This is a genomic window from Thalassotalea algicola (assembly GCF_012932965.1).
GTDB classification, from domain to species: Bacteria; Pseudomonadota; Gammaproteobacteria; order Enterobacterales; family Alteromonadaceae; genus Thalassotalea_F; species Thalassotalea_F algicola.
This window is the reverse complement of record NZ_JABBXH010000002.1, coordinates 779,431-796,480: the sequence shown is the minus strand read 5'-3', so window position 1 is coordinate 796,480 and position 17,050 is coordinate 779,431. Positions and strand designations below refer to the sequence as shown.

The 17,050-nt window shown below is 38.2% G+C and carries 13 protein-coding genes; 8 read left to right on the top strand and 5 right to left on the bottom strand.

The features are described from left to right. Positions 1 to 317 precede the first annotated feature (317 nt). Genes HII17_RS08240 through HII17_RS08230 form a run of 3 tightly spaced genes read left to right on the top strand, consistent with a single transcriptional unit; the run spans position 318 to position 3,501 of the window. A complete protein-coding gene (locus tag HII17_RS08240) occupies positions 318 to 950 on the top strand; it encodes a TetR/AcrR family transcriptional regulator (RefSeq protein WP_169074853.1) in 633 nt (210 codons plus the stop codon). Next, positions 950 to 2,119 carry an endonuclease/exonuclease/phosphatase family protein gene (locus HII17_RS08235; RefSeq protein ID WP_169074852.1) on the top strand — a complete coding sequence of 390 codons (1,170 nt, stop codon included), beginning with the start codon at positions 950 to 952 and terminating at the stop codon, positions 2,117 to 2,119. The genes HII17_RS08240 and HII17_RS08235 overlap by 1 nt, the downstream gene beginning before the upstream one ends. Positions 2,120 to 2,130: 11 nt before the next feature. Beyond that, positions 2,131 to 3,501 carry an alkaline phosphatase gene (locus tag HII17_RS08230; RefSeq protein WP_169074851.1) on the top strand — a complete coding sequence of 457 codons (1,371 nt, stop codon included), beginning with the start codon at positions 2,131 to 2,133 and terminating at the stop codon, positions 3,499 to 3,501. A gap of 87 nt (positions 3,502 to 3,588) precedes the next feature. Here the strand turns inward: HII17_RS08230 and ydiJ are convergent, their stop codons facing one another. Both ydiJ and ppsA read right to left on the bottom strand, forming a co-directional pair. After that, positions 3,589 to 6,648, bottom strand: a complete 3,060-nt coding sequence (gene ydiJ / locus HII17_RS08225; RefSeq protein WP_169074850.1) for a D-2-hydroxyglutarate dehydrogenase YdiJ — start codon at positions 6,646 to 6,648, stop codon at positions 3,589 to 3,591. Between the two features lie 134 nt (positions 6,649 to 6,782). Next, positions 6,783 to 9,158 (bottom strand): phosphoenolpyruvate synthase, encoded by a 2,376-nt coding sequence (gene ppsA, locus HII17_RS08220; protein ID WP_169074965.1) that lies wholly within the window; start codon positions 9,156 to 9,158, stop codon positions 6,783 to 6,785. A gap of 206 nt (positions 9,159 to 9,364) precedes the next feature. Between ppsA and ppsR the strand changes: the two genes are divergently transcribed. Beyond that, positions 9,365 to 10,174, top strand: coding sequence for a posphoenolpyruvate synthetase regulatory kinase/phosphorylase PpsR (ppsR, locus tag HII17_RS08215; protein ID WP_169074849.1), 810 nt, complete (start codon positions 9,365 to 9,367; stop codon positions 10,172 to 10,174). A gap of 178 nt (positions 10,175 to 10,352) precedes the next feature. Continuing rightward, positions 10,353 to 11,414: a 3-deoxy-7-phosphoheptulonate synthase gene (locus HII17_RS08210; protein WP_169074848.1), complete on the top strand. Its 1,062-nt coding sequence runs from the start codon at positions 10,353 to 10,355 to the stop codon at positions 11,412 to 11,414. Positions 11,415 to 11,478: 64 nt separating this feature from the next. Here the strand turns inward: HII17_RS08210 and HII17_RS08205 are convergent, their stop codons facing one another. Next, positions 11,479 to 11,955 (bottom strand): low molecular weight protein-tyrosine-phosphatase, encoded by a 477-nt coding sequence (locus HII17_RS08205; protein WP_169074847.1) that lies wholly within the window; start codon positions 11,953 to 11,955, stop codon positions 11,479 to 11,481. A 213-nt stretch (positions 11,956 to 12,168) separates the two neighbouring features. On the opposite strand from HII17_RS08205, the gene HII17_RS08200 reads away from it, so the two are divergent. Both HII17_RS08200 and HII17_RS08195 read left to right on the top strand, forming a co-directional pair. Then, complete coding sequence (locus tag HII17_RS08200; protein ID WP_169074846.1) at positions 12,169 to 13,962, top strand: hypothetical protein; 1,794 nt, start codon at positions 12,169 to 12,171, stop codon at positions 13,960 to 13,962. Between the two features lie 155 nt (positions 13,963 to 14,117). After that, a complete protein-coding gene (locus HII17_RS08195; RefSeq protein WP_169074845.1) occupies positions 14,118 to 14,744 on the top strand; it encodes a glutathione S-transferase family protein in 627 nt (208 codons plus the stop codon). A gap of 59 nt (positions 14,745 to 14,803) precedes the next feature. Here the strand turns inward: HII17_RS08195 and HII17_RS08190 are convergent, their stop codons facing one another. Both HII17_RS08190 and HII17_RS08185 read right to left on the bottom strand, forming a co-directional pair. After that, positions 14,804 to 15,163, bottom strand: a complete 360-nt coding sequence (locus tag HII17_RS08190; protein WP_169074844.1) for a hypothetical protein — start codon at positions 15,161 to 15,163, stop codon at positions 14,804 to 14,806. A gap of 175 nt (positions 15,164 to 15,338) precedes the next feature. Continuing rightward, positions 15,339 to 15,833: a helix-turn-helix transcriptional regulator gene (locus HII17_RS08185; protein WP_169074843.1), complete on the bottom strand. Its 495-nt coding sequence runs from the start codon at positions 15,831 to 15,833 to the stop codon at positions 15,339 to 15,341. Between the two features lie 160 nt (positions 15,834 to 15,993). On the opposite strand from HII17_RS08185, the gene HII17_RS08180 reads away from it, so the two are divergent. Next, positions 15,994 to 17,049: an efflux RND transporter periplasmic adaptor subunit gene (locus tag HII17_RS08180; protein ID WP_169074842.1), complete on the top strand. Its 1,056-nt coding sequence runs from the start codon at positions 15,994 to 15,996 to the stop codon at positions 17,047 to 17,049. Position 17,050 lies beyond the last annotated feature (1 nt).

Genomic DNA, 17,050 nt, shown 5'->3' with positions numbered 1-17,050 from the left:
GTCCGCTATAAGAAAGGGATGCAAGAGAAGTCAGACCATCATTTGTCTGAATATTTACTATAAATGATGAACAATTTATCTATTTTATTGACTAAAGGGTCATGTATTTCAATAGTTCTATATGACATAGAAATGAAAAATCAATTAGTTAATGAATTGTAAATGCGCTAAATCATCTATTTTAAGCTTATAAATACACCTTTAAGTTTTTTTGACTATTTGGTTAATCTCTATTTAATTTACAATTTCTCGTGTAGACTTAGGCGCTTACAGAATTAAAAACTATACCTATTGGTCAACAAACGGTTACCTCAAGAATGAGCGAAGCAAAAAAAGAATCAAAACAAGGAAAAATTCGTGCGCAAAGTGAAGCGAAAATATTAGCCGCAGCGCAAGAAGAATTCATTTTACAAGGATATAGAGGAGCAACGGTTCAATCGATTGCAGACCGTGCCGGTTTACCCAAGGCAAACATCCTTTATTATTTTAAGAATAAAGAAAATATCTATCATGCAGTTTTAGAGCAAACATTAGATATGTGGGATGAGGGAATTGGCGATATAGATGCTGCCGATGGTCCCAAAGTGGCCATTGAGAAATTTATCGCTTCCAAAGTTAGAATGTCTTTTAAACACCCTAGCGCTTCAAAAATTTACGCCATGGAAATTATCCAAGGTGCTCAACATTTAAAAGAGTTTGCTCGCACATACCTAAGAAAGTGGGTTAGAGATAAAGCGGCATTATTTCAAACATGGATTGATAATGGCGAAATGGCAGAAGTCGATCCGTACAACCTTATTTTCTTAATTTGGTCTACTACTCAACATTATGCTGATTTTGAAACGCAAATTTTAACTGTGATGAATCGTGCTGACTACGAACAAGAAGATGAAGAGCAAGTTACTCAATTTTTAACAGATTTTATTCTTAGAGGTTGTGGCCTTAAATAATGAAGCACTTTTTTAAAAACATTATTATTAGTACAACAATTTTCGCTAGCTCAGTAAGTTATGCCATGGATAACCAAACCATAAAAATAGCAACGTTTAACGTAAGTATGGAAGCGTTAAATTATATAGATAGAGGTAAATCGCCAAATGGTGATGAGCTTAGCCAAGCATTAAGTCAACAACATCAGCAAATTAAAAATATAGCGGAAATTATTCAGCGCGTTAACCCTGATATCATATTGCTAAATGAGTTTGATCGAACAGACAATAATGCTATTGCATTAAAAAACTTTATTGGCAACTACCTAAATAAAAGCCAAAACCAACAAGCAGCTATAGATTACCCATATTATTATCAGGGCCCTGTTAATACAGGTGTCAAAATGACCGTCGACGTTAATAGCGACGGAAAAATCACCCAACCACAAGATACCTATGGGTTTGGTTACTTTCCTGGCCACTTTGGTATGGCGTTGTTGTCAAAATACCCTATAGATCATAATAATATTCGCACTTTTCAAAAGTTTTTGTGGCAAGACATGCCTAATGCGTTCAAACCTATGGTTGACGGTAAAGGTTATTATCCTGAACAAGTTTGGCAACAGTTTCGTTTATCTTCAAAATCACACTGGGACATTCCGGTTATTATTGGCGGAAAAACAATTCACGTGTTAGCCAGCCACCCTACACCACCGGTCTTTGACGGTCCAGAAGATAGAAATGGCAAACGTAACCACGACGAAATTCGCCTTATAGCTGACTATTTGGATAGCACGGTTGGAAACTATATTTATGATGATAAAGGCATAAAAGGTTCAATAGATTCAACTAATCCATTTGTCATACTTGGTGATTTAAACGCATCAGATAAAGATGGTGATGCGATAAAGGCTGGGATCTCAGCGCTCATCAACCACAAATTAGTTCAAGATCCTCACCCCAGCAGTAAAGGTGGCGATCTTCATAAACCAGAAAATGAAAATAGTCGATATCATACTGCATATTGGGGTATGCGAGCAGACTATGTATTGCCCTCTAAAGCGGGGTGGACAATTAAAGATAGTGGCGTATTCTGGCCAACAAAAGAAGATGAACTATACCGTTTAATAGATAGCCGCTCTGCCTCTTCAGATCATCGTATGGTCTGGGTAGAGTTAACCTTTAAGTAACTGGATAAATAATGCGTAAACTTGCTTTATCACTTTGCTTAGCGACAAGTTTAAATGTTGCAGCGTCTCAAGAATCTCACAATATTATTATGGTAGTTGCTGACGGCATGGGCCCAGCTTTTACTACCGGTTATCGATATTTTAACGATGACAAAAGTACCGAACAGGTAGAACAAACCATTTTTGATAAATACCAAATTGGTTCTGCTTCAACTTACCCTGCACCTGTTTCTGGTTATGTTACTGACTCTGCAGCAGGAGCAACGGCTCTGTCAACGGGTATAAAATCATATAATGGTGCAATTGCGGTAGATGTAAATAAGCAACCTATTGAAACCGTTTTAGAGCGTGCTAAATCATATGGAATGAAAACAGGTGCAGTAGTTACATCTCAAGTAAACCATGCCACACCTGCTTCCTACATTGTTCATAACGAGCATAGAAGAAACTATAACGATATCGCCGATAGTTATTTTATTGATCGCATTGAAGGTCAATTTAAGTTTGACGTATTACTCGGTGGTGGTTGGCTTTATTTTATTCGTGACGAACGAAATCTAGTAGAAGAATTCAAGCAAGAAAATGTTCAATACATTGATAAGTATCAACAACTATCATCATTAAAAAAAGGCAAATCAGCAATAGGATTGTTTGCTGAAAAAGGTCTACCTTGGGCACTAGATGATAAAAACCCTCATAGGCTTTCGGCACTTACCAATACGGCGACAAAACTATTAGACAATAGCCACGGTTACTTTCTTTTAATTGAGGCAAGCCAAGTAGATTGGGCAGGTCATGCTAATGATATAGCTTCTGCAATGGCTGAAATGGATGACTTAGCAAAAACCATGGAACTGTTAGAAGGCTACGTCGCTAATAACCCTAATACGACTGTGATTCTAACGGCTGACCATAGTACAGGTGGTTTAACTTTAGCAGCGAAAGGCAAATATGTTTGGCAGCCAGATATATTGAAACTGCAAAAACATTCGGCAGAAGCAATCACTAAGCAATTAATTACGAATGAAATTTCTCCGTCCCTGACTAATCAATTATTTAACTTCGAATTAACCAAACAAGAAGTTAATGATTTAATTATTGCGAAATTGAAAAGTGAAGAGCAAATAGCAATTTATAACGCTTTAAGCAGCGAACAAAAAAAGTCAGCGAAGAAACCACGTCCAAATCGTATAGTAGGAAAAGCAGTAACTCATATTATCGATACACGGACCAACACCGGTTGGACAAGTGGCGGACATACGGCTATTGATGTTCCTGTTATTGCGTTAGGTAAACATGCTGAGATGTTTGCTGGACATCAAGACAACACAGATATCGCTAAAAAAGTATTCAAATTACTAGAACAATATCGACAGCACTAAATTGTCTTTATATCCTAGCAATAAAAAAAGGAGCCATTAAATGAGCTCCTTTTTTTATTCATAATATTTTATAGCGCCGCTAAAGCGCTAATTAGCAGAGAGCATTTCTGCCAGTGCTTCTACAGGATGTCTAGCATTTACCTTTGCCAACCGTTTCGATTGAGAGCGACAAGAAAAACCAGTAGCTAATACTTGCTGATCTTCTAAATGATTCAACTGCCCTTGCCAACTCATTTCAAACAAGCTTTTAGAGTTATCTAGATTAACCGCTTCATGCCCATATGTCCCTGCCATACCACAACAACCAACAGAGACTTTGTCTAATGTTAATCCAAATTGATTAAATATTTGCTGCCACTGGCTTTCTGACTTAGGCAAAGCGGTTTTCTCAGTACAATGAGCAAATAACTTAAAATTGGTCGACGAATTCACCTTAAACTGCTTAGCATCAAGTGTATTTACAACATCCGACAACCACTCATGTGCAAGCAATACATTAAATTCGCCGCGCTTTTTGCCTAGAATTTGTTTATATTCGTCTCTATAGCAAAGCGCTAACGATGCATCGATCCCCACCAAAGCAATATCAATCGAATGAAGTTTATTTAAAAATTCCGCTGCATTTTCGGCTGTTTTAGCAAAACGAGATAAAAAGCCTTTTACATGCTGTGGTTTGCCATTAGGTTTAAATGGCAATAATATCGGGTCAAACCCAATACTTTTAGCCAGCACCATTAACGCTTCGACGGACTTAGCATCGTAAAACGAAGTAAATGGATCTTGCACTATTAACACAGTTCTTGCTTTTTGCTCGGGTGAACGCTGTGATAATTGTTCTAAGTTAAATTGCGTAAAATCACGATTAGCTAAACGCTGCTTTAATGTTGGGTAACTTAACAGCGGAGTATCAACATAGCCTATCGATGTAGAAGAGAATTTTTTATAAATTTTATTATCAATAACAGCATTAGTTAGTTTTGGAAACCTAGCCATTATAGGAGCGAGTATCTCTACATTAGCGACTAAATGATCTTTCAGCGGTCTAAAATATCGACTGTGGTACAAGTTAATAAAACGAGACCTAAAGTCTGGTACATCTACTTTTATTGGACACTGACTAGCACAAGCTTTACACGCTAAACAACCCTGCATCGCTTCCATCACTTCATGAGAAAAGTCGTCATTACTACTTGGCTTAAATTTATTCGACAGCTTGTCTAATAAACGCTTAACAGACCAACCGTTAATATCATTTTCGAGCTTTAAAATATCTACGCCACTGGTTTCGACTAATCGCAACCATTCACGCATCAAGCCAGCGCGGCCTTTGGGGGAATGACGGCGATCACGTGTAACTTTGGAAGATGGACACATAGGACTTGTTGTATCGTAATTAAAACACAAGCCATTACCGTTACAGCCCATTGCAGAGTCAAACGATGTTTTAACAGGCGTAGATATTTGACGATCAAAATAGCCACGCTTTCTATCATCAACAGAAACCAGCTGCTCACTGGAGTCTATTGGTGTACATATTTTACCTGGGTTCATTTTATTTTTTGGATCAAACGCTGTTTTTACTTTTCTAAGCTCTGTAAAAAGTTGCTCGCCAAAAAACTCTGGTCCATATTCACTGCGGTACCCCTTGCCGTGCTCTCCCCACATCAAACCGCCATATTTTGCAGTTAAAGCGACTACCTGATCTGATATTTGTCGTAGCAGTTTTTCTTGCTCTGGATCACACATATCAAGCGCTGGCCTTACATGTAAGACACCGGCATCTACATGACCAAACATGCCGTAATGTAAGTTATGATCATCTAACAATGTTCTAAATTCAGCAATAAAATCGGCTAAATTTTCTGGTGGTACAGCTGTATCTTCAGCAAACGCAAGTGGTTTAGCACTACCTTCGGTATTACCTAATAGACCAACAGCTTTTTTGCGCATAGCGTATAAGCGACCAATACTTGGTAAGTCGTAGGTAATTTGATAACCGATCAGCCCTTTATCACTTTCCATGTCTTTGGCTAATATTTCTTCTAACTTAGTGATTCGGTTTTCAAGTGCCTTAATAGAAACATCGTTATACTCAACTATGTTAAGACCATCCATTACCTTACCTGGTACATCAGTAATTAAGTCGCTAACGGTATGCCATACAATGTCTTGCTTAGCTAAGTTCAATACTTTACTGTCGATTGTTTCGACTGATGTCGCTTGTGCTTCGACTAAATCAGGAGAATGTCTTAGTGCTGAATCAAAACTGTCGTATTTGATGTTCACCAACGCTTTAGCTTTCGAAATTGGTGTTAAGTTCAACTTAGCTTCACAAACAACGGCTAACGAGCCTTCAGATCCAGTAATTATCCGGGTTAGATCAAACTGGCTTAAATCTTCATTCAAAACGTGTTCTAAATCATAGCCTGTCAAGAATCGGTTTAAACGTGGAAACTTAGTTAAAATGAGATCGCGATTATCGCGGCAACTTTCAAGAACTTGCTTAGTTATTTGGCCAAGCGTGCTGTTTTCTTTAGCTAACTCTTCTGCGTCAGTTATTGCCATTGGTTCAGTAGCAATTAAATTCCCATCAGCAAGAACTGACTCTAGCCCTAATACATGATCCGAGGTTTTACCGTATACTAAAGACCCCTGCCCTGAAGCATCAGTATTTATCATGCCACCTAATGTAGCGCGATTTGATGTAGATAAATCAGGCGAAAAGAAAAATCCATGCGGTCGTAAGAAGTCATTGAGTTGATCTTTCACTACACCAGCTTCAACACGTACCCAATTTTCTTCAATATTAATTTCCAAAATGCGGTTCATAAATTTAGATAAATCGACTACCACACCAGGCGTTAAACTTTGTCCATTAGTACCTGTACCGCCGCCTCTAGCACTAAACTTAATTTCATCAAAGCGTGCTTGGCTTGCTAGTTGAGTAATCAGCTGAACATCCTGTTTAGTTCTGGGGTGTAGTACCAATTGCGGTAATTGTTGGTACACACTGTTATCTGTTGCGACAGCAAGTCTGTCACTATATTTACTATTAATTTCCCCTTTAAACGCGGTTTGTTCTAACGCGTTAATAAAGTCTTGATAGATAGGTTTAATTAATTCAACAGGATCTAACCGAGGTAACATGATGATTTATACTGATTTGCCTAATTCTTGGGGACGTCAGTATATCATGCCGAATTGTGAATGGGAGCTTAGAGACAAAAAAGCCTAAGAACTTTTTATTCTTAGGCTTTATTAATATTTATTTGTTGGAAACGTTATTTAGCGTGCTGTTCTGCTAAATATAACCAAGTAGGTAAAACAGTATCAGGGTTTAACGATACGCTGTCTATACCTTGCTCTACAAGCCAAGCCGCAAAATCAGCATGATCACTTGGGCCTTGACCACAAATACCAACGTACTTACCACGAGCCTTACATGCTTTTATCGCCATTTCCAGCAGCACCTTGATCGCAGGATTACGTTCATCAAATAAATGAGCAATTAAACCTGAGTCTCTATCTAAGCCTAATGTTAATTGGGTTAAGTCATTTGAGCCAATTGAAAATCCGTCAAAATAGTCAAGGAACTGGTCCGCTAAAAGTGCATTCGATGGCAATTCACACATCATAATCACTTTTAAGCCGTCTTTACCACGCTCTAAGTCATGTTCAGCTAGGATATCGATTACCTGCGACGCTTCCTCTAACGTACGAACAAATGGGATCATTACTTCCACGTTTGTTAAGCCCATTTCATTACGAACACGTTTGATAGCTTCACATTCAAGCGCAAAACAATCACGGAAATCTTCAGAAATATAACGAGAAGCTCCGCGATAACCAATCATTGGGTTTTCTTCTTCAGGTTCAAACTCTTCTCCGCCAACTAAGTTAGCGTATTCGTTTGATTTAAAGTCAGACATTCGCACAATCACGCGTTCAGGTGAATATGCAGCAGCAAGTGTAGAAATACCTTCAGTCAATTTAGCAATATAAAACTCTACAGGGTTATCATAACCCGCAATAATGTCGCTAATCTCTTCCTTTAATTCAGCTGATTGTTCATCAAAATTTAGTAATGCCTTAGGGTGAACACCAATCATTTTGTTAATAATGAACTCTAAACGCGCTAAACCGATACCTGCATGTGGTAAGCGAGCAAAAGCAAATGCACGGTCTGGGTTACCTACGTTCATCATTATTTTAAGCGGTAGTTCTGGCATTTCATCAACCTGTGACGTCGTTACCGAGAACTCTAATTTACCTTCGTAAATAAAGCCGGTATCACCTTCCGCACAAGATACAGTTACATCATCACCTGTTTGAATTTTACTGGTAGCATCACCACAACCAACAACCGCAGGAATCCCCATTTCACGCGCTATAATTGCCGCATGACATGTACGGCCACCACGGTTTGTAACAATTGCAGAAGCACGTTTCATGATTGGTTCCCAATCAGGATCCGTCATATCGGTTACTAACACATCGCCCGGCTGAATTTTGTCCATTTCTTCTAATGACGACAATACTTTTGCTTTACCTGAGCCTATCTTATGTCCAATTGAGCGGCCTTCACAGACAACATTTGCACTACCTTGTAATTGGAATTGCTCCATTACATTAGCACTTTCACGGCTTTTTACTGTTTCTGGGCGTGCTTGAACGATATATAACTTGCCGTCTAAACCATCTTTTGCCCACTCAATATCCATAGGACGTTGGTAGTGCTTTTCGATAATAACCGCTTGCTTAGCCAGTTCCATCACTTCGTCATCTGTTAACGAAAATTGATTAGACGTGGCTTCGTCTATATCTACTATTTCAACTTGCTTACCGTGCTCTTGTGTATCAGCGTAAATCATTTTTATTGCTTTACTGCCAAGTGTACGACGAACAACAGCTGGGTTACCTTTAGCTAGCGTTGGTTTATGTACATAGAATTCATCTGGGTTTACAGCACCTTGAACAACCATTTCACCTAAGCCATAGCTTGACGTGATGAATACCACATCTTCAAAGCCTGATTCCGTATCAATAGAGAACATGACACCTGATGATGCAATATCTGAACGAACCATGCGTTGAATGCCTGCAGAAAGTGCTACACCGCGATGGTCATATCCAGAATGAACACGATAAGAAATCGCTCTATCGTTAAATAAAGAAGCAAAAACGTGCTTAATTGCAGTCATAACTGCATCTAAGCCTTTAACATTAAGGAAGGTTTCTTGTTGACCTGCAAAAGAAGCGTCGGGCATGTCTTCAGCCGTTGCTGACGAGCGAACCGCAAAAGAGGCGTCTTCTGCATGCTCTCCGGCGAGCTTAGCATAAGCCTGCTCAATATCTTGCTGCATCTCAGGTAAAAATGGCGTATCAATAATCCACTGACGAATTGTTGCACCACATTCAGCTAAGGCATTGATATCTTCAACATCAAGCTTATCTAATAATTGATAGATTTTGTCGTTTAGACCACTTTGTTCGAGAAACTCATTAAAAGCATATGCAGTAGTAGCAAAGCCACCAGGCACTTGAACGCCAACGTGAGCCAAATTAGAAATCATTTCACCGAGTGATGCATTCTTGCCACCTACGCGGTCTACATCATTCATTCCTAGCGCTTCATACCAAAGTACGTTTTCTTGCACGACAAATTCTCCAAGATCAGTCATTAAAGTTTATAGTTAAGTAACTCTGCTTTGTAGTCAAAGCAACTTGAGTATAGACCTCGATACTGATTCTTGGCATACCAAATGTTGCGATAGAAATATTTGGTATTTAAAGCGCCGCCATTCTACACTGTCGCCTAAAAATACCAAAACAATATTTAAAAGTTTTCACAAGAGAGATCAAAATGCGCCCAGCTTTTTACATTTCCGATGGTACAGCTATAACTTCAGAAGTTTTTGGCCATGCCTTGTTATCGTTATTTCCAACAGAATTTGAGCATCACACCATCTCTTTTGTTGAAACAATTGAAAAAGCGCTAGAAGCAAAAGACAAAATTAATGCGGCATGTAAACGTACTGGGCAGCCAGCGTTAGTTTTTCACACTTTTGTTAATCACGAAATCCGAGAAATAATCGATAGCTGTGATGGCGTCATTTACAACTTTCTCGAACATTTCGTTAGCCCTATTGAGAAAGAAATCGGTATCGCTGCTAAACCTAAAGCACACCGTACACACAGTATTCATGAAAATAGTTATGATTATCGAATAGATGCAGTAAATTATGCACTGGCTAATGATGATGGTTCAAATATTAGTAACTATGAAGATGCCGATATTATCTTAGTCGGTGTTTCTCGCTCAGGAAAAACCCCATCGTCGCTATACTTAGCACTACAATACGGTGTAAAAGCCGCAAACTACCCTTTTACCGAAGAAGACTTGGAAGACTTAAGACTTCCTGAGTTTTTAAAGGCACATAAAAAGAAGATTTTTGGCTTAACGATTGACGCAGATCGACTTATGGAAATTCGGGATAACCGTATGGCGAATAGTCGATACTCTTCAGCACGGCAATGCCGAATGGAGTTAAGAGAAGTAGAAAAACTCTACAAAAAGGAAAAAATCCCGTTTGTTAATACGACTAAATTCTCGGTCGAAGAAATTACCGCCAAGATTTTAGCTGAAACAGGCTTACAACGATACAAGTACTAATTATTGTTGATAATTCCACCGTTTTATTACCCATAATTTGCCATAGAACAAATATGGGTAATAAATGCCTGTACCCCTAGAAAAATAAAGAAAAATTGATTCACTTCACCGATGAATTTCGTTATGTTAGCCGTCATTGATTCGTCGCTTGTGAACAAGCGAAAAAACCAAGTGTTTAATGACAATAAAAACAGACGAAATTAGAACAACGCTAATTGAGAATTTAGCGTCGCCTGCAGAGCTTGCTGAGCAAATACCGCTTGATAACGAAACAGCAAACTTTATCCTAGATAGCCGCATTCAAATTGAAAACATCATTAATAAAGAAGATGATCGTTTAGTTGTAGTAATAGGTCCTTGCTCTATTCACGACCCTGAAGCCGCCTTGGATTATGCTAGACAATTAAAAGTACTCCATGACAAATATGAGCGAGAATTGCTTATAGTTATGCGCGTATATTTTGAGAAGCCCAGAACAACAGTTGGCTGGAAAGGGTTAATCAGTGATCCCGATTTAGATAAATCGTTCCATGTAGCGAAAGGCCTAAACCTCGCACGTAACTTACTTGTAGAAATCAACAAACTTGGATTACCAGCGGGTACCGAGTTTTTAGATATGGTTACTGGTCAATATATTTCAGATTTAATTAGTTGGGGCGCTATCGGCGCGCGTACGACTGAAAGCCAAGTTCATCGAGAGTTAGCATCAGCACTCTCTTGCCCTGTTGGTTTTAAAAACGGTACAGACGGTAATGTTAAAATTGCTATCGATGCTATAAAGGCATCAAGTGTGCCGCACGTACTATATTCTCCAGATAAAAAAGGTCAAATGTGTATTTACCAGACACATGGAAACCCACATGCTCATGTCATTTTGCGAGGCGGAAAAAAACCTAACTACTCATTGACTGATATTAATGCTGCTCAAGATGATTTGTTTAAAGCAGGGGTTAACAAACCATTAATGGTTGATTGTAGCCATGGCAACAGTAGTAAAGACCATAATCGCCAACCCATTGTTGGCGAAGAATTAGCAAATCAAATCGCTAAAGGTTCAACTGCAATTTTCGGTGTAATGATTGAAAGCTTTTTGGTGGAAGGCCGACAAGAAGTGATAGATGGAAAAGCCGAAACTTATGGTCAAAGCATTACTGATGCTTGTGTTAACTTCTCAACAAGTGAGCAAATGCTTGAAGTTTTAGCGAGTGCGATAAAACAAAGACGCAAGGCTAAAAAGTAACATTAAAATAGTAATGATAAAAAAGGCTGCTATTGCAGCCTTTTTTACACTCTTATTAACGTGGTTAACTTTTCAAAGTAGCGATCAAACCATCGCTGGCATCTTCTACTAAATCCAACACAAATTTAAAGCCTCCTGCACCGCCATAATAAGGGTCAGGGACTTCAGCTTCTTCATAGTTTGCGGCAAAATCTAAAAACAATTTCACTTTGTATTGCTGCTCAACTGGCGCAAAGTCAATTAAGTCTTCTAAATTTTTGTTATCCATAGCAAGAATAAGATCAAAATTATCAAAGTCCTCAATCGTCACCTTCCGTGCTTTAATGCCTTCAAAAGAATAGCCTCGTTCGTTGCCAGCTTTTATCGCTCTATGATCTGGCTTTTCTCGGGCGTGTGAACCAATAGTACCCGCTGAATCTAACTCAAAAGAAAGCCCCGCCTGCGTCGCCTTATCACGAAATACAGCTTCTGCTGTTGGAGAGCGACAAATGTTGCCCATACAGACAAACAAAATAGAATGAAGAGGTTGATTTGCATCCATGATAATTACGTCCAGTAAACTATATTTTTTGCTTATTTAGCGTTTAATTTTTAAGATTATGTTAGCTGCACTTTAAACAGTCAACCATTGTTAAATTAGACAGATGTCAAATCATCCAAAATTTGATCTGAAGCAGTATTTCCTTTTCTACGAATTTTATGGTAAAAGGATCTTCCGGCGAAATAAATCGAAGTTAATTTAAGGAAGAGTCGCGTGTCTGTTGTATATGAAGACGTAAAACGTTTTTGTGATGAAGTCTCTAAGACCAATCAAGGGAATGTACTAAGCTCTTTGCTCGAGCACTTTGACGCTCCGCAAAATCATATACTCAATTTATTTAATCAATGGCGTGAAGAAAGCAATACTGGTGACTCAAGCGTATTGGCCGTTAGTGAACATGTTATTAACCAAATAAACACTGAGCTTAATCAAGCTGTTTCTAGTGCTTTAGCCAGAAGTTTAAGTCAAATAGAACAAGGTAAGCAGGTAGAGCAACACCTTGCAACAGAACATACACAGCTCCAAGAAGAGATAGCGAAAGCTAAAGCGAGAATATCTGAGCTTTCAGGCACAATTGAGCAAACAAATCTGGCGCACACTCAAGCACTTGCGGAACTTACTGAGCAAGCTCAACAAAAACTTGCAACAACTATAGAAAGTCATCATTCGGAATTAGAAGCGCAAAACCAAAAACATCAACAAGTGATGAATAACTTCACTCGTGATAGAGATGATACCGTATCAGGATTAAAGCAAGAGCTAAGAACGGTTAAAGAATCTGCCGAACAAAGAAAAACAGAAGCCATTGAAAACATAACAACTCAATTAACTCAAGAACTTAAACAAACTAAAGAAGCATTAGGTTCACAAGTTAACCAATTAACTGAAGAATTAAGCGCAGTTAAAGCTTCAGCAGAACACAATCAAGCTGAAGCGGTAGAAAGAGTTACCAATCAATTAACAAGCGAACTTACGCAAACAAAAGAAGCTTTAAATGCGCAAGTTTCACAGATTACTCAAGAGTTAGCCGCAGTTAAAGAGTCTTCGGAGCAAAGCAAGTCTGAAGCCATTGAAAATGTCACAAACCAATTAACACAAGAGTTTACCCAATCAAACGAAGCATTGGCTTCGCAAGTAACTCAGTTAACAGATGAGTTAACGAACATTAAACAGGTACAAGAAGAAAAACTCACTCGTTTAATTGATTCCCATCAAACTGAAATTAATCAGTTAAAACAAAGTAATGAAGAATTAGCAAATACATTAAATCAAGAGCATAGTGATGCACTCGCTCAAATAAATGAGCGTCATAGCAATCAACTTAGTGATGCCACACAAGGCTCTGATGTGGTTATTAATGAGCTAAATAAAGAAGTTGCCGAACAAAACGAAAAAATCTCTAGCCTAAATCATGACCTAAGCCAATCGACACAACAAGTTGCTAAGCTTGAGCAAAGCCTTACAGAGCAAACTCAACAATTAGAGCAACGCACGCAACAAAGCGAAAGCTCTGGTGATGTTATCGCTCAATTGCAGCAATCTATATCTGAAGCCGCTGAAAAAATTTCAACTCTCGAAAAAGAGCTTGCCACAGCAATACAATCGCATGAAGAAGATAAAACGTCCTTTGCTAAACAACAAAGCGAGTACAGTGAAGCAGACGCAAAAGTTTCAAGCGCCGAACAACGCGTTATTGAACTTCAAAACGAAAACACCAAGCTTACAAGTCAAATGGACTTCGTTAAGAACAACTCTATTTCAACAGTGGAGCGTTTAACTCAAAAATCTGAACAAGCAATGAGTAAAGTACGAGAATTAGAAAACTTACTCACGCAAGAAAAAGCAAACGGACAAGATGCAAAAGAGGCACGCGTGAAGCTTAAAGAACAAATAGAATTTATGAAACATAATCAAACAACTACGTTTGAGCGCCTAACCAATACCGCCGAAAGAGCCAATGCTAAAGTTAAAGAGCTCGAGGCGAAACTTGCCGAATTAGGCGGCTAACGCCGTTGTAATCTATAAGCACTCTTTGGAGTGCTTTTTTTATGTTTAAAAATAGCATTTGTCTACTTTATAAAGCATTGACTAAAAACCAATTGTTCTCAATACTCAATGAGTCTTGGCTTATTATTCAAATTAACAAAAATAAAGGAATACATATGAAGCTCTATACTTTCTCACCTGCTCCTAACCCAATGCGTGTAGGCTATATGATTAAATACAAAGGATTAAACATAGATACGCAAGAAATAAACTTACGAGAAAAAGAGCAGTTCAACCCTGAATTTCAAGCGGTAAACCCAACATTAACTGTACCTGCTTTGCAACTAGATAATGGGGAGTTACTAACGGACGCGATCGCAATATGCGTCTATTTAGATAGTATGTACCCCGACAAGCCATTAATGGGTTCTAACAAAGAAGAATACGCACAAATAGTTGGCTGGTTACATAAAATTTATGTCGAAGGGTTAAGTGCTGTTGCAGATATCCTTCGTAATAGCAGTGAGTTTTTCGCCGACCGAGCGTTACCAGGGAAAGTTAATGTTAAGCAACTACCAGAACTTATCGAGCGCGGAAAAATCCGTTTAGCTGCTTTTTGGCAAATGCTCGATGAGCACTTAGACGGTCGAGAATTCGTAGTCGGCCAACAATTTACACAAGCTGATATTGACGCCTACGTTATTTGTAACTTTGCTGGCTGGGTGAAAGAAACGGTTCCTCAGCAATGTAGTAATATTCTACGGTGGCTAACAACAGTAAAACCTTTATTAGATGAGGAATAACGTTAACGTTCAACTAACCAAATAACAGCATGCTCTAATAAATTAGCTAAGCAATTTTCTTAACTAAAGAGCATGCGACCAAACTTATGTCTATTTGTATCAAACGCAATAATAAAAAATACAATTGCGACTAGCAGCATACCTATTCCTAATTGATCATTATTGAGTAAATCAAAATAGAAAACACCGTTTTCAAGCCATCCTACACCGCAGCCAATTAACAACAGTTGAACATTAGTAAAGCGATGTCGAGCGCCTAGTAGATACGCCACGATATAACCGACTATTGGTATAAATGTCCAAATTAAAAAGACAACAATAGAAAAAAGCAAAGCGCTAAATGGCATAGAAGTCGACTGAATTACCGTAAATGTAGAATATAGTTGAGCGGATAAGTAACCCAGATATAGATAAATCATAAAGCCCCCTTTAAATTACAACAGCTTTATAATGCACTAGGGCTTATGAATGGTTAGTGATCTTCATCAATTATCATTTGGTTTTACGTAAGTATTACCAGTTACGAATATCGTTCGTTTACCGCTATGAAACCAATAAACATTAACACTGTTAATAAAACCAATAAATATCAGGTTAATTTTCCATGAAATCTTCAAGAAACCACGCCGAAAATTCATGACGTCCCTCGACACTTGCTTTCTCATAGATATTAGACGCTTGTTGTCTTACTGTTTTTTCCTTTGTGTCTCGCACACCACTAATCTCCCGAAAACTTAATCCCTTAAGAAGCAACATAGCAACTTCCTTTTCACTCTTTGTTAGCTGCCATTTTGAGAGCTGTTGATAAATAAGTTCGCTGTACTGTGTCCGTGCATTTTTCATTTCATCCGAAATGTTTTGAAGTTGATGATCAGATTTAACAAGCTCTTCCTTTAAATAATTTATGTGCTTAGCTCGTCTATTTATTTCGCCTATCAAATACACAAAACCAATTGCAGAAGCTAATACTATTATACTTTCTTCTACTATGTGCCAAACAGGAACACCTAGCGACATATCGGTAAGTACATCCAAAAAATTTAACACCATTATAATGCCCAAAATAATGGCAATAACCTTATCTTTCATAAATAAATCAATCTATTAACGTTTTATGGTACATATGCGCGATAAAGACAAAGCGAATAAGTACATGTGCCCGATGAAAAATACCACAAAGCGAATATGATCACGACTGCCTTTGAACATTAAGTTCATCTATCAACAATATTGAGGTTAATAGCGGGTCATGAAATTAACTAAATCGCTATATTTATTTGCCACTGTTTTTATAGGTTTAACGAGCTTCAATAAGCTGAGTTACGCCGACGAAAATCAAACTAAAAATAACGTAATAGCCCTTTCGTCTCTGGGAAAATTTTCAACAACGTTTAGCAATTTAAAAACAATTCAAAACATAAATGGTGCTTCTGTTTTGGCTAGCGTAATGCAAAAAAACGGCGCCAATTACCAAGTTACTCTGCCTTTCATGGTTCAACAGGCAAGTTACTATAGACACAATGGTGATGACGTTAAAAAGGGGGATGTTGTAGCGCGCGTATCAGGAACCGATGCCCATCATTTCATTGATGAAGTGGCTGCAGCAAAAGCAATATACCTCGATAGTAAGAAGTATTATCTAGCAACTAAGGCCTCAGGTGATTCACGTACATTTAAAACAACAGAGTGGTTAGAAATCAGCAAAGCATTTAAACAAGCAGAACTAAACTATGAACACTTTAACCATATAAAAAACACGATAAGAATTAACGATGACGAGACAATTGATATTCTCAGTCCCATTGCTGGCACAGTACACATTCCGAAAAGCAATCCAACTTCTATAGATGGTGCACTATTTAACATAACGCCTCCAAACAGCCTGGTACTTAACGCTCATATCCCTGCGGAAAATATCCAATCACTTTCAGGGCTCATTGACACGAAAACCAACTGTTTACTCAAAATTCAACAAGTCGAACCTATGGTAAAAGACTATCATCAATCAATTTGGGCTGTACCTGTTTCCAACCACTGTCAAATTCAGTTCGGTCAAGAAGTAGAGGTAACGCCACAATTCAAAGTTTCAGCCAAACAAGTAATAAAGGAAGCGATCTTTGAAATAAATAACCAAGACTATATCGCTGTTAAAGATGGTCGCAACTTGCGATTAGTTTCTGTATCTATAATTGGCAAGCAAGGTGAAAACTTTATTATTAAAGACAAAAATTTACCTTCACACGCTCAAGTTCTTAGTAGCTCAGTAAGTATTGCTCAAGGGTTATTTTTGGGACTAGGAGAATAAA

Excerpts from the sequence above, each read along its gene's own strand:
- HII17_RS08240 (WP_169074853.1), top strand. The coding sequence starts at position 318 with ATGAGCGAAGCAAAAAAAGAATCAAAACAAGGAAAAATTCGTGCGCAA.
- HII17_RS08235 (WP_169074852.1), top strand. The coding sequence starts at position 950 with ATGAAGCACTTTTTTAAAAACATTATTATTAGTACAACAATTTTCGCT.
- HII17_RS08230 (WP_169074851.1), top strand. The coding sequence starts at position 2,131 with ATGCGTAAACTTGCTTTATCACTTTGCTTAGCGACAAGTTTAAATGTT.
- ydiJ (WP_169074850.1), bottom strand. The coding sequence starts at position 6,648 with ATGTTACCTCGGTTAGATCCTGTTGAATTAATTAAACCTATCTATCAA.
- ppsR (WP_169074849.1), top strand. The coding sequence starts at position 9,365 with ATGCGCCCAGCTTTTTACATTTCCGATGGTACAGCTATAACTTCAGAA.
- HII17_RS08210 (WP_169074848.1), top strand. The coding sequence starts at position 10,353 with ATGACAATAAAAACAGACGAAATTAGAACAACGCTAATTGAGAATTTA.
- HII17_RS08205 (WP_169074847.1), bottom strand. The coding sequence starts at position 11,955 with ATGGATGCAAATCAACCTCTTCATTCTATTTTGTTTGTCTGTATGGGC.
- HII17_RS08195 (WP_169074845.1), top strand. The coding sequence starts at position 14,118 with ATGAAGCTCTATACTTTCTCACCTGCTCCTAACCCAATGCGTGTAGGC.
- HII17_RS08190 (WP_169074844.1), bottom strand. The coding sequence starts at position 15,163 with ATGATTTATCTATATCTGGGTTACTTATCCGCTCAACTATATTCTACA.
- HII17_RS08185 (WP_169074843.1), bottom strand. The coding sequence starts at position 15,833 with ATGAAAGATAAGGTTATTGCCATTATTTTGGGCATTATAATGGTGTTA.
- HII17_RS08180 (WP_169074842.1), top strand. The coding sequence starts at position 15,994 with ATGAAATTAACTAAATCGCTATATTTATTTGCCACTGTTTTTATAGGT.